The organism is Pseudomonas sp. Irchel s3f10, from assembly GCF_900187515.1.
In the GTDB taxonomy this organism is placed as follows: domain Bacteria; phylum Pseudomonadota; class Gammaproteobacteria; order Pseudomonadales; family Pseudomonadaceae; genus Aquipseudomonas; species Aquipseudomonas tensinigenes.
In genome coordinates this window covers 68,369-80,780 of the sequence record NZ_FYDZ01000012.1, presented here as the reverse complement: position 1 = coordinate 80,780, position 12,412 = coordinate 68,369, and the positions used below count along the sequence as shown (strand labels likewise).

The 12,412-nt window shown below is 59.0% G+C and carries 11 protein-coding genes; 5 read left to right on the top strand and 6 right to left on the bottom strand.

Annotated features, from left to right (window positions below; all coding sequences use genetic code 11):
* Positions 1–198: 198 nt before the first annotated feature.
* The 4 genes from glyA (at position 199) to CKW17_RS22370 (ending at position 4,621) form a co-directional block, all read left to right on the top strand.
* Positions 199–1,452 (top strand): serine hydroxymethyltransferase, encoded by a 1,254-nt coding sequence (gene glyA / locus CKW17_RS22390; RefSeq protein WP_077574612.1) that lies wholly within the window; start codon positions 199–201, stop codon positions 1,450–1,452.
* 338 nt (positions 1,453–1,790) lie between these two features.
* Positions 1,791–3,104 carry a C4-dicarboxylate transporter DctA gene (locus tag CKW17_RS22380; protein ID WP_095121707.1) on the top strand — a complete coding sequence of 438 codons (1,314 nt, stop codon included), beginning with the start codon at positions 1,791–1,793 and terminating at the stop codon, positions 3,102–3,104.
* 83 nt (positions 3,105–3,187) lie between these two features.
* Positions 3,188–3,892 (top strand): FadR/GntR family transcriptional regulator, encoded by a 705-nt coding sequence (locus CKW17_RS22375; RefSeq protein ID WP_095121705.1) that lies wholly within the window; start codon positions 3,188–3,190, stop codon positions 3,890–3,892.
* Between the two features lie 18 nt (positions 3,893–3,910).
* The gene (locus tag CKW17_RS22370; RefSeq protein WP_095121703.1) at positions 3,911–4,621 is read left to right on the top strand and encodes a GntR family transcriptional regulator; all 711 of its coding nucleotides are present in this window, start codon (positions 3,911–3,913) and stop codon (positions 4,619–4,621) included.
* A 98-nt stretch (positions 4,622–4,719) separates the two neighbouring features.
* Here the strand turns inward: CKW17_RS22370 and yjiA are convergent, their stop codons facing one another.
* The 3 genes from yjiA to CKW17_RS22355 form a co-directional block, all read right to left on the bottom strand.
* Complete coding sequence (gene yjiA, locus CKW17_RS22365) at positions 4,720–5,691, bottom strand: GTPase (RefSeq protein ID WP_095121701.1); 972 nt, start codon at positions 5,689–5,691, stop codon at positions 4,720–4,722.
* A gap of 164 nt (positions 5,692–5,855) precedes the next feature.
* Positions 5,856–6,053 (bottom strand): YbdD/YjiX family protein, encoded by a 198-nt coding sequence (locus CKW17_RS22360; RefSeq protein WP_003228401.1) that lies wholly within the window; start codon positions 6,051–6,053, stop codon positions 5,856–5,858.
* Positions 6,054–6,068: 15 nt separating this feature from the next.
* Entirely contained in the window at positions 6,069–8,135 is a 2,067-nt protein-coding gene (locus CKW17_RS22355) for a carbon starvation CstA family protein (RefSeq protein ID WP_095121699.1), read from the bottom strand.
* A 159-nt stretch (positions 8,136–8,294) separates the two neighbouring features.
* On the opposite strand from CKW17_RS22355, the gene CKW17_RS22350 reads away from it, so the two are divergent.
* Positions 8,295–8,663 carry a PilZ domain-containing protein gene (locus tag CKW17_RS22350; protein ID WP_095121697.1) on the top strand — a complete coding sequence of 123 codons (369 nt, stop codon included), beginning with the start codon at positions 8,295–8,297 and terminating at the stop codon, positions 8,661–8,663.
* 120 nt (positions 8,664–8,783) lie between these two features.
* Here CKW17_RS22350 and radA read toward each other — a convergent pair whose 3' ends face one another.
* From radA to katB, 3 genes are read right to left on the bottom strand one after another with little or no spacing between them, the layout of a single operon-like run.
* Positions 8,784–10,151 (bottom strand): DNA repair protein RadA, encoded by a 1,368-nt coding sequence (radA, locus tag CKW17_RS22345; RefSeq protein WP_007909773.1) that lies wholly within the window; start codon positions 10,149–10,151, stop codon positions 8,784–8,786.
* 43 nt (positions 10,152–10,194) lie between these two features.
* Complete coding sequence (locus tag CKW17_RS22340; RefSeq protein WP_095121695.1) at positions 10,195–10,731, bottom strand: ankyrin repeat domain-containing protein; 537 nt, start codon at positions 10,729–10,731, stop codon at positions 10,195–10,197.
* 60 nt (positions 10,732–10,791) lie between these two features.
* Entirely contained in the window at positions 10,792–12,333 is a 1,542-nt protein-coding gene (gene katB, locus CKW17_RS22335) for a catalase KatB (protein WP_095121693.1), read from the bottom strand.
* Positions 12,334–12,412 lie beyond the last annotated feature (79 nt).

The following is a 12,412-nucleotide window of genomic DNA, read 5'->3' as shown; positions in this document are numbered from 1 at the left end:
CTCCGTTCAATCAAACATGAAGAAAGCTGCAAGCTTCAAGTAGCGAGCGACAAGCAAGAGCGAATCGGCTTTTACTTGCCGCTTGTGGCTTGCTGCTTGAAGCCCGCTTATCCACAACCTGATTGTGTTTCATAGCCCTTCTAAAAGCGGTTGGGTTAGAATGCCCCCCTTTTCTGCCCCCGATCCTTGAGGACCGCCATGTTCAGCCGTGATTTGACTATTGCCAAGTACGACGCCGACCTTTTTGCCGCCATGGAGCAAGAAGCTCAGCGCCAGGAAGAACACATTGAGCTGATCGCTTCGGAAAACTACACCAGCCCAGCGGTGATGGAAGCTCAAGGCTCGGTCCTGACCAACAAGTACGCTGAAGGTTACCCAGGCAAGCGCTACTACGGTGGTTGCGAGTACGTCGACATCGTTGAGCAACTGGCCATCGACCGCGCCAAAGAGCTGTTCGGCGCCGATTACGCCAACGTTCAGCCGCACGCCGGTTCGCAAGCCAACGCCGCTGTTTACCTGGCCCTGCTGCAAGGTGGCGACACCATTCTGGGCATGAGCCTGGCACACGGTGGTCACCTGACCCACGGCGCCAGCGTTTCCTCCTCCGGCAAGCTGTACAACGCCGTGCAGTACGGCATCGACGCCAACGGCCTGATCGACTACGACGAAGTCGAGCGTCTGGCGGTTGAGCACAAGCCGAAAATGATCGTCGCCGGTTTCTCTGCCTACTCGCAGATTCTCGACTTCCCGCGCTTCCGTGCAATCGCTGACAAGGTTGGCGCTTACCTGTTCGTCGACATGGCTCACGTAGCCGGTCTGGTTGCCGCTGGTGTCTACCCGAACCCGGTGCCTTTCGCTGACGTCGTGACCACCACCACGCACAAGACCCTGCGCGGTCCACGTGGCGGCCTGATCCTGGCGCGCGCCAACGCCGACATCGAGAAGAAGCTGAACTCCGCGGTATTCCCGGGTGCCCAGGGTGGCCCGCTGGAGCACGTGATCGCCGCTAAAGCGATCTGCTTCAAGGAAGCACTGCAGCCTGAGTTCAAGGCCTACCAGGAACAAGTGGTGCTGAACGCCCAGGCCATGGCCGAAGTGTTCATCGAGCGCGGTTTCGACGTAGTTTCCGGTGGCACCAAGAACCACCTGTTCCTGCTGTCGCTGATCAAGCAGGACATCTCCGGTAAAGACGCTGACGCCGCTCTGGGCAAAGCGTTCATCACCGTGAACAAGAACTCCGTGCCAAACGATCCACGCTCGCCGTTCGTCACTTCCGGCCTGCGCTTCGGTACTCCGGCTGTGACCACTCGCGGCTTCAAGGTTGCAGAGTGCAAAGAGCTGGCCGGCTGGATCTGCGACATCCTGGCTGACCTGAACAACGAAGCGGTAATTGACGCCGTTCGTGAGAAAGTCAAAGCCATCTGCAAGAAACTGCCGGTATACGGCGCTTAATTGCGACGTTAAGTCCGCAGCATGAAAAACCGGCCAAGTGATTGGCCGGTTTTTTTTCGCCCCTGATTTCCCGTGTAGGAGCTGCCGCAGGCTGCGATCTTTTGATCTGGATCTTAAAAACAAGATCAAAAGATCGCAGCCTTCGGCAGCTCCTACACGTGGCTATGGCCACTGGTCAGACCGGTCATGCCAATTTTGCTGTTTTCACTTGTCATCCCGAAAAAACCGAGCGTAGACTGCACCCGCACTGGACATACCGGTAAGACCACAATAATTAAGTCCTGAATCTGATGCGCCCTAAGCGCACGGCAGCCAGGACACCGACCAGGATTCCTCCCATGCTCAGATGGTGCTCGCGTTCAATCTTCCTCCAAGTGGTTCTCGGACTGGTGCTCGGCATCGTCTGCGGGCTGACCCTTCCTGAATACTCGGCCCAGCTCAAACCGCTCGGCGACGGCTTCATCAAACTGATCAAGATGCTCATCGGCCTGATCGTGTTCTGCGTGGTGGTCAGCGGCATCAGCGGCGCCGGCGATCTGAAGAAGGTCGGGCGCATCGGCCTCAAATCGGTGATCTATTTTGAAGTGCTGACCACCATCGCCTTGGTGATAGGCCTGGTGTTCGCCTTCAGCACCGGTATTGGCAGCGGCGCGAATATTCATTTAGAGCAGCTGTCGACCGCCGACATGGGCGATCTCGCCGAACGCGGCCAGCACATGCACACCACCACGCAGTTCCTCATGGACCTGATCCCGACTTCGGTGATCGGCGCCTTTGCCGACAACAACATCCTGCAGGTGCTGCTGTTCTCGGTACTGTTCGGCAGCGCCTTGAATCTGGTCGGCGAAGCGGCTTCCGGGATCTCGCGACTGATCAACGAACTGAGCCATGTGATCTTCCGCATCATGGGCATGATCGTGCGTCTGGCGCCGATCGGCGTGTTCGGCGCCATCGCTTTCACCACCAGCAAATATGGCCTCGATTCCCTGCAGCATCTGGGCAGTCTGGTCGGTTTGTTCTACCTGACCTGCATCGCCTTCGTCAGCGTGATTCTCGGTCTGGTGATGCGCGCTTCCGGCCTGCGCATGTGGCCGCTGTTGAAGTATCTGCGTGAAGAACTGCTGATCGTCATGGGCACCGCCTCGTCCGACGCGGTGCTGCCGCAGATCATGCGCAAACTCGAACACCTCGGCATCGGCAGCTCGACCGTGGGTCTGGTGATTCCCACCGGCTACTCCTTCAACCTCGACGGTTTCTCCATCTACCTGACTTTGGCCATTGTGTTCATTGCCAATGCCACCGGCACGCCGCTGGCCATGACCGATCTGCTGACCATTCTGCTGGTGTCGCTGATTACCTCCAAAGGCGCCCACGGCATACCCGGTTCAGCACTGGTGATTCTGGCAGCCACGCTGACGGCGATTCCGGCGATCCCGGTGGTCGGTCTGGTGCTGGTGCTGGCGGTGGACTGGTTCATGGGCATCGGCCGGGCACTCACCAACCTCATCGGCAACTGCGTCGCCACGGTTGCGATTGCCCGCTGGGAAAAAGACATCGACGTGCAACGCGCCAACAAAGTACTCAGCGGTCAGCAGGGCTACACCTTTCAGCCGCGTAAAACAGCAACTCCTGCGCACCAGCAGGAGTTCTGATTTCAACCCTATCGGCGCTGCCGCAAGTGGCGATCTTTTGATCCCGGTTTGCGGCGCCCCTTTAGGCACATGGAGCGAGACAAGTGATTACCACATCAACCGTCGTCAACTCAGTCGTAGAAAAACTGCGCGCCGCATTGGCCCGTGGCCAGTGGCGCTCCGGCGACATGCTGCCGGGCCAGCGCGAACTGGCCGAACAATTGGGCATCAGCCGGCCGAGCCTGCGTGAAGCGGTGATCGTTCTGGAAACCCTCGGCCTCGTCCGTTCGATGCCGGGCAAAGGCGTGGTCGTACTTGATGCGCAAATCGGCGACAGCCAGAGCCACGACAGTGCGGTGGCTGGCGCCAGCCTGGAGGACGTGCTGCAACTGCGTTACACCCTCGAGCCGTTTATCGTCGGCCTGGTCGCGCAGTCGATCAGCAGCAAGGAAGTCGGCCAGTTGCGCCTGACCCTGATGGACATGCGCGAAGCCCTTGAAGCCGGTGACAGCGAAGCCGGGGTCAGCGCTTACATCGCCTTCCACGAAGAGTTGTTCACGCTCACGTCGAATCCGATCTTCCAGAGCGTGGTGCAGCAGACCAGCAACGCCCTCAAGCAGAGCGCCGAGGTGCTGCGCAATTCGCCGGAGCATCTGGCTGAGCGCTTGGAAGAAAACGAAGCCGTGGTGCGCGCCATTCGTAGCAAGAACAGCGCCCAGGCCAGCGCCGAAATGCGTCGGCACATTTTGCGCGAAGGTCAGCGGATGGGGATTGAGTTGAATATTCCGGAAGACAACCTGAGTCGCTGATCCAATGGGAGACCGGTCATGAACAGTTTCGCCTCACCGTCGCAAACCCAATCGACTACTGCGCCCCTGCCCTTCTCCCGCCTCCGCGAACCGGCAGAGGGTCTTTATCCGCGACTGTTCGATGCGATTCTGGAACAGCGCATCGATTCGACCAGCCGATTTACCGAGGACAGCTTGAAAGAGATGTTCTGCGCCAGCCGCGCCGATGTGCGGCGGGTGCTGACGCAGTTGTCGCTTGAGCAGGTCATTGTGCTGCGCGCCAATCATCGACCGCGTGTGGCAGCACCCGATCGGGAGCAGACACGGCAGGCTCTGCATGCGCGGCGACTGGCCGAAAGCACGCTGGTGCGTCTGGCCTGTCAGCGTCCGCAGGCAGACGATTTGAAGCACCTTCGCACGCTGATCGAGCGCGAACGTCAGGCTGTCGCGCAGGATCGGCGGGGTGCGGCGATTCGCTTGTCCGGGGAGTTTCATCTGCAATTGGCGCAAATGGCGGGGAATGCACCGTTAGCGCATTTTCTTGGCAGTCTAGTGCCGCTTACATCATTGGCGATTGCGCGAAGTCAGTGCCAGACGCATAGCTGTTGCGCATGGCAGGAGCATTTGGCGCTGGTTGAGGCAGTGGAGCTTCGGGATATTTCCAAAGCAGGCATGCTGATGAATCAACATCTGGATCATCTTGAGCAGACCCTGCTGGGCTCAGACCTTGAGCATTGTGTTGCAGGTTAGATTGCTATCGCGAGCAGGCTCACTCCTACATTTGAAACGCGTTCCCCTGTAGGAGTGAGCCTGCTCGCGATGGCGTCATCATTGACACTACAAACCCATCAGGCAGAAGCCACCCTGGCAAACCCAGCGCGAATCTTCTCTTCCGGCAACTCATCAGCAATAAACACAATCACACTTTCCCGCGCCTCACCCTCGGCCCATTCAGTGTCCCAGTCGAAACCGTAAAGCTTCAACACGCCCTGAAACACCAAGCGCCGATCCTCACCCGCAATGTTCAGCACACCCTTGTAACGCAGCAATTGCTTGCCGTGTTCTTCCAGCAGTTCATTCATGAACTCGCTGAGCTGATCGATATCCAGCGGCTGATCGGTACGCAGCACCAGACTGGAAATACGATCAATCGACGGCGCCTTGCTTACCGGGCGCAGGCTCAATCCACCGCCAAGATCGGCGTTGAGGTTGAAGCCGCGCACATCCAGCAGTTCAGCCAGATCAATGCTGCCGTGCTCGACCACACGGATCGGCGCGCGACGGTTGATCCGCGTCAGCCGTCCGCTCAGCGCGTTGAACGTGGCTTCATCGACCAGATCGGTCTTGCTCACCAGCAAGCGATCGGCAAAACCGATCTGCGCCTGGGCGATGGTCTGGGTCAGGTGTACATCCGCGTGCGCGGCATCGACCAGGGTGATGATGCCGTCGAGCAGATAACGCTCGCGCAGTTCTTCGTCGATGAAAAACGTCTGTGCCACCGGAGCAGGGTCGGCCAGACCGGTACACTCGATGACCAGACGATCAAAGGCGATCTCGCCACTGTCCAGACGCTCAAGCAGCAAGTACAGCGCCTTGGTCAGGTCGGTGTGAATGGTGCAGCAGACGCAGCCGTTGGCCAGAGTCATGACTTGCACCGGCTCATCACCCAGCAACTGAGTGTCGATGCCGGCATCGCTGAATTCGTTTTCGATCACGGCGATTTTCAGGCCGTGCTCGGCTTTCAGAATATGGCGCAGCAAAGTGGTCTTGCCGGCGCCGAGGAAACCGCTGAGTACCGTTACAGGTATGGGAGAAGACAAAACAGATCCCCTTCACAAAATCAATGAACAACACAAAAACAAATGTGGGAGCGAGCCTGCTCGCGAAAGCGGTGTGTCAGTCAAATCATTCATCAACTGACACTCCGTATTCGCGAGCAGGCTCGCTCCCACAGGGGGGATTGCATCAACCGCAGGCTGTCAGCTCAACAGCACTTCGGCCCACCCTTGCCACCGTAACGCGCTTCCTGACGTTCGCGGAAGAACATCTCGTAGCTCATCACCGGTTTGTCCGGGTGCTTGGTTTGCATATGCTCGACGTACGTGTCGTAGTCGGGCATGCCGACCATCAGGCGCGCGGCCTGACCGAGGTATTTACCGAGGCGACTCAGGTCATTGAACATGCTGCAATCCTCTGGTTACGCATCCGGCAGAGCCTGGAATGGCGATTCTTTATCCGTGCGCTCTTTTTTGCCCCAGGCGGCGATGCCGACCTTGAGCGCATAGAACAGGATGCTGAAGACCACGAACAGGAACAGCGCGGTGAGCGTTGCGTTGGTGTAAGCGTTGAAGATCACGTGCTGCATCTGCTCGACGCTTTTTGCCGGTGCCAGCACCTGACCATTGGCCAGCGCATCGCTGTATTTCTTGGCCAGCGACAGGAAGCCGATCGCCGGGTTGGCATCGAACAGTTTGATGAAGCCTGCAGTCGTGGTGCAAATCAGCAGCCAAGTGGCCGGCAGCAGGGTGACCCAAATGTAGCGCTGGCGCTTCATTTTGATCAGGACCACGGTGCCGAGCATCAGCGCGATACCGGCCAGCATCTGGTTAGAGATACCGAACAGTGGCCACAGGGTGTTGATGCCGCCCAGTGGATCGATCACGCCCTGATACAGCAACCAGCCCCACATCGCCACACAACCGGCGGTGGCGATCAGGTTGGCGGTCCACGATTCGGTACGTTTCAGTGCCGGAACGAAGGAGCCGAGCAGATCCTGCAGCATGAAACGCCCGGCCCGGGTACCGGCGTCGACAGCAGTGAGGATGAACAGCGCTTCGAACAGGATCGCGAAGTGGTACCAGAACGCCATGGTGTTTTCACCCGGCAGGACACTGTGCAGGATCTGCGCGATACCGACCGCCAGGGTCGGCGCACCACCGGCACGGGCCAGGATGGTGGTTTCACCGATGTCATGCGCCACGGCCTGCAGCGCTTCCGGCGTGATCGCGAAGCCCCAACTGCTGACCACTTGCGCTACCGATGCGACATCACTGCCGACCACGGCGGCCGGGCTGTTCATGGCGAAGTACACGCCTGGCTCGATCACCGACGCGGCAACCATGGCCATGATCGCCACGAACGACTCCATCAGCATGCCGCCGTAACCGATGTAACGGGCGTTGGTTTCGTTATCCAGCAGCTTCGGCGTGGTGCCCGAAGAAATCAGTGCGTGGAAACCGGAAACCGCACCGCAGGCGATGGTGATGAACAGGAACGGGAACAGACCGCCCTTCCATACCGGGCCGGTGCCGTCGACGAACTGGGTCAGCGCCGGCATTTTCAGCTCGGGCATGGTGATCAGAATACCGATCGCCAGGGCGACGATGGTGCCGATCTTGAGGAACGTCGACAGATAGTCACGCGGTGCCAGAATCAGCCACACCGGCAGCGATGCAGCGACGAAACCGTAACCGACCAGCATCCAGGTAATCTGCACGCCGGTGAAGGTGAACGCCTTGGCCCACACCGGATCAGCAGCAATCTGCCCACCGAGCCAGATCGAACCGAGCAGCAGCAACACGCCGACCACGGAGATTTCGCCGATGCGACCCGGGCGGATGTAGCGCATGTAAATGCCCATGAACATCGCGATCGGGATGGTTGCCATCACGGTGAAAATGCCCCACGGGCTCTCGGCCAGCGCTTTAACCACGATCAGCGCCAGCACCGCGAGGATGATGATCATGATCAGGAAGCAGCCGAACAGGGCGATGGTGCCGGGCACGCGGCCCATTTCTTCACGCACCATGTCGCCCAGGGAACGGCCGTTGCGCCGGGTCGACATGAACAGAACCATGAAGTCCTGCACCGCGCCCGCCAGCACCACCCCAGCTATCAGCCACAGCGTACCGGGCAAGTAGCCCATCTGCGCGGCCAATACCGGGCCGACCAGAGGCCCCGCGCCAGCGATGGCAGCGAAGTGGTGACCGAAAAGAATGTGTTTGTTGGTCGGCACATAGTCCAGACCGTCGTTGTTGAGCACGGCGGGGGTGGCCCGACGTGGATCAAGTTGCATCACGTTGTTGGCGATGAACAGACTGTAGTAACGGTACGCAACCAGATAAATGGCCACGGCGGCGACCACAATCCACAAGGCGTTGATCGCCTCGCCGCGGCGCAATGCCACTACGCCCAGGGCGCACGCTCCTACGATTGCCAGCACTAGCCAGGGTAAGTGGCGTAGCAGGCTATTATTATTTTTCATTTTATTATTCCAGCCAGGGTGGACAAGAAAGACAGCCACCCCGAGTTTAGCGCTTACGGCGCCAAAGGCCATACCCCGACGTTGGTCTAGACGCTTTAGCGATTGGCTGGCGCCCGCATTCGCGGTCTATAGTCAGCGAACCTTCATGAGGATTGCGCCATGAGCGAGCACCCCGCCAATCGACGTCGTTTCAAACGTATTGCGTTCGATGCTAGAACCGAGCTGAGTCAGGGCGAGTACATCTGGCCGGTCAAGCTGATCGACCTGTCGCTCAAGGGACTGCTGATCGAGCGGCCGGAGCCTTGGCTGGGGGACAAGTCGCAGGACTTTCTCGTCGACATTCATTTGAGCGATGACGTCGATATCGAGATGGATGTGCAGTTGGCCCATGAAGAAAAAGGCCAGTTGGGCTTTGTCTGCCGACATATCAGCCTCGAATCGATCCAGCGCTTGCGACGGTTGATCGAGTTGAATCTGGCGGATGAGGCCGAACTGGAACGCGAACTGGGCGCCCTGATCGAAATCTAGAATCCACCACAGATCAAATGTAGGAGTGAGCCTGCTCGCGATAGCGTTTTTACATTCAACACTTCAGTTGGCTGATGTACCGCTATCGCGAGCAGGCTCACTCCTACAGAGGTCGGTGGTTTATTCGAAAAGGGCGTCAAGGGCCTGTTCGAGGCGGGTCACGGCAATGATCTGCAAGCCCGGTGGGGATTCCTTCGGCGCATTGCCCTTCGGCACGATCGCCCGTTTGAAGCCATGCTTGGCCGCTTCCTTCAAACGCTCCTGCCCGCTCGGCACCGGGCGCACTTCACCGGACAAGCCGACCTCGCCGAACACCAACAGATCATGCGGCAACGGCCGATTGCGCAGACTCGACATGACAGCCGCCATCAGCGCCAGGTCAGACGCCGTCTCCAGCACCTTCACCCCGCCCACCACGTTGAGGAACACGTCCTGATCGTGCGTCGGAATCCCGCCATGGCGATGCAAAACCGCCAGCAACATCGCCAAACGGTTCTGATCCAGCCCCAACGTCACCCGGCGCGGATTGGCCAGATGACTGTCATCAACCAAGGCCTGCACTTCAACCAGCATCGGCCGCGTGCCTTCCCACGTTGCCATCACCACACTGCCGGGGACTTCTTCCTGCGCGCGAGTGAGAAAAATCGCCGAGGGGTTGGAGACTTCTTTCAAACCCTTGTCAGTCATGCCGAACACGCCGAGTTCGTTAACGGCGCCGAAACGGTTTTTCACCGCACGCAGCAAACGCAAACGCCCATCGGACTCGCCTTCGAAATACAGCACGGTGTCGACCATGTGCTCGAGAACTCGAGGCCCCGCCAGCGCGCCTTCCTTGGTGACGTGGCCGACGAGGAAAATCGCCGTACCACTTTGCTTGGCGTAACGCACCAGCAACGCCGCACTCTCGCGCACTTGCGATACGCCGCCAGGTGCCGATTGCAGCTGTTCGGTGAAGATCGTCTGGATCGAGTCGATCACCATCACCTTGGGTTTTTCCTGACGGGCCGTGGCGATAATGGTTTCGATGCAGGTTTCAGTCATCACCCGCAGTTGATCCTGGGGCAAGCCGAGGCGCCGGGCGCGCATGGCCACTTGCTGCTGGGATTCTTCGCCAGTGACATAAAGGGCCGGCATGCTCTTGGCGAGGTTGCACAGGGTCTGCAACAGGATCGTCGATTTACCTATGCCAGGATCACCGCCGATCAACACCACCGAACCATCGACCAGACCGCCGCCCAAAACCCGATCCAGTTCACCGGACGCGGTGGAGAAACGCGGAATCTCTTCGATGCTGACTTCGGCCAGCGTCTTGATCTGCGCCTGCTGCCCGGCCCAACCGGTGCGGCCGGTCGGCGCCGTGGCACCACCGCTCTCGATCATGGTTTCAGTCAGGGTGTTCCAGGCGCCGCACTCGCCGCACTGGCCCGCCCACTTGGGAAAGGTTGCGCCGCACTCAGTGCAGCCGTACATGCGCTTGGCCTTGGCCATCTGGATCCCCCGGCAAAAACCGCGATGATAACGCAGCCACCGCTCAGCGCGGCGCGGCGGTGCGGATTTCGCCGTTGGCCAGACGCGCGGCGCTATTGCCCAACGGGTCTTCGGCATTGAGGTCGGCGCCCTTGGCCTTGAGCCCATCGAGCAATTCCAGGCGCTTGAACAATCCGGCGTACATGGCCGCCGTCTGCCCGGCGCCGTTACGCTGATCGGGGCTGCAATCGGTGGCCATCAAACGGCGGGCGATCTGTAATTCACCTTTGAAAATCGCCCCCATCAGCGCGGTGTTGCCACGTTGATCTTGCGCACAGGCATCGGCGCCGGCCGCGAGTAACCGCTCCACCGCAGGCGCTTGACCGTGATAAGCCGCGAGAATCAGCGCGGTGTAGCCTTTGCTGTCGCGGGTATCGAGGGAATAGCCGGACTCGATGAAGGTGTCGAGCATCGGCACGTCACCGCGCCGGGCGGCATCGAAATAGTAATCCTGCAACTGGGCCTTGATCGCCTCAGGGCTTTGCCCGGACTGGGCTGTAAAGGACAGGCAGGCGAGTAACAGTAAGACATAGGGACGCATAAACACTCTCCTTGGGCAGAACGGGGCCTGAATCAGGCCCCGTTCTGCACGGCGTCAAGATCAGTCGGCCAGTTTGGCCGCCAACGTCTTGACCCGGCTCAGGTCACCCTTGGCCACTTTGGTCACACCGGTCCCGTATTCCGGGTCGGCCTTATAAAGGAAGGACAGGATGATGTGCTTGCTCTCCTCATCGGTGGTCGCCAGCGAGCCGCCGAAGCTGTCGATCAGGTCCTTGCGCTCCTGCTGGCTGAACGAGCGATACAGATCACCGGCCTGCTTGAAGTTCTGCTCACGCTGGATCTTCGCCTGCTGCGTGCTGCCCGACAGCGCCGCCTGGCTGTAACGCGCACCTGGCGTCTCATCTCGGGGTTGCAGTCGGCTCGGCTGATAGTTCACGCCGCTGTTGCTGGCGCCGAAGTTCATCGCGCCATCCTGATTGCCATTATTCACGGCAACTTTTGGCGCATTGATCGGCAATTGCAGCGCATTGGCACCCAGGCGATACATTTGCGTATCAGCATAAGAGAACACTCGACCTTGCAACAAACGGTCTTCGGAAGGCTCGATACCTGGAACAATATTCGCTGGCGCCATGGCCACTTGTTCGGTTTCCTGGAAGACATTCGCCGGATTACGGTTCAACACCATTTGTCCAACTTTTCGCTCAGGAATACCCGGCCAGATCTTCGTTGCGTCCAATGGATCAAAATCAAACTTGGACAAATCTTGTGGCTTCAGCACTTGAATGTACAAGTCCCATTTCGGGAAGTTACCTTTATTAATGTTGCTCACCAGATCATTGGTCATATGACTGTAGTCTTGACCCTGAACGTTAGCGACTTGCTTTGGCGTCAGATTATTAATCCCCTGCAAGCTCTTCCAGTGAAACTTTACATAGTTAACTTCGCCCTTGGCGTTGATCAACTTGTACGCATGTACGCCGTTACCGTCCATTTCTCGATAACTGGCGGGAGTTCCCGAATTCGAATACAACTCGGTCAGCGTGCGAGTGGCCTCCGGTACATGGGAGAAGAAGTCGAAGCGACGCGAATCGTCATCGAGGTTAGTCCGTGGGTCCGGTTTAAACGCATGCACCATGTCGGGAAACTTGATCGCGTCACGGATGAAAAAGGTCGGAAAATTGTTACCGACGAGGTCCCAGTTGCCGTCGGCCGTGTAGAACTTGGTGGCAAAACCCCGTGGGTCACGCAGGGTTTCCGGCGAGTGATTGCCGTGCACCACCGCAGAGAAGCGCACAAACACCGGCGTGCTCTGGCCGGCGGCGAACACCTTGGCCTTGCTCAGGTCGCTGAGGTCGTTGGTCACGGTGAAGGTGCCATGGGCGCCGGTACCGCGAGCGTGAACCACGCGCTCGGGAATGCGTTCACGGTCAAAACGCTGCAACTTCTGAATCAGTTGCACATCCTGCAGCAGCACCGGGCCATTGGCGCCGGCAGTCTGCGAGTTCTGATTGTCGCCCACTGCGGCACCGTTATCGCGAGTCAGCGGCGCGGCGTTAACGGAGAAGGTCAGCAAGCTGGCGGTGAGTACACCGAAGGTACGGCGACGGGGAAAAGCCCCCAGTCCAAGTGCGGAGTTCATATCAGGATCCTCTGGTTGTTTTGGGGCGCATCCAGATGCGCCAACCCAAGGCTAGAGGCCTGCGACGTCGAACATAAAT

Bases quoted from the DNA above. Each gene is read 5' to 3' on its own strand.
- CKW17_RS22370 (WP_095121703.1), top strand. From the start codon at position 3,911: ATGAACAGTTTCGCCTCACCGTCGCAAACCCAATCGACTACTGCGCCC.
- radA (WP_007909773.1), bottom strand. From the start codon at position 10,151: ATGGCCAAGGCCAAGCGCATGTACGGCTGCACTGAGTGCGGCGCAACC.
- katB (WP_095121693.1), bottom strand. From the start codon at position 12,333: ATGAACTCCGCACTTGGACTGGGGGCTTTTCCCCGTCGCCGTACCTTC.
- CKW17_RS22340 (WP_095121695.1), bottom strand. From the start codon at position 10,731: ATGCGTCCCTATGTCTTACTGTTACTCGCCTGCCTGTCCTTTACAGCC.
- CKW17_RS22380 (WP_095121707.1), top strand. From the start codon at position 1,791: ATGCTCAGATGGTGCTCGCGTTCAATCTTCCTCCAAGTGGTTCTCGGA.
- CKW17_RS22360 (WP_003228401.1), bottom strand. From the start codon at position 6,053: ATGTTCAATGACCTGAGTCGCCTCGGTAAATACCTCGGTCAGGCCGCG.
- glyA (WP_077574612.1), top strand. From the start codon at position 199: ATGTTCAGCCGTGATTTGACTATTGCCAAGTACGACGCCGACCTTTTT.
- CKW17_RS22355 (WP_095121699.1), bottom strand. From the start codon at position 8,135: ATGAAAAATAATAATAGCCTGCTACGCCACTTACCCTGGCTAGTGCTG.
- CKW17_RS22350 (WP_095121697.1), top strand. From the start codon at position 8,295: ATGAGCGAGCACCCCGCCAATCGACGTCGTTTCAAACGTATTGCGTTC.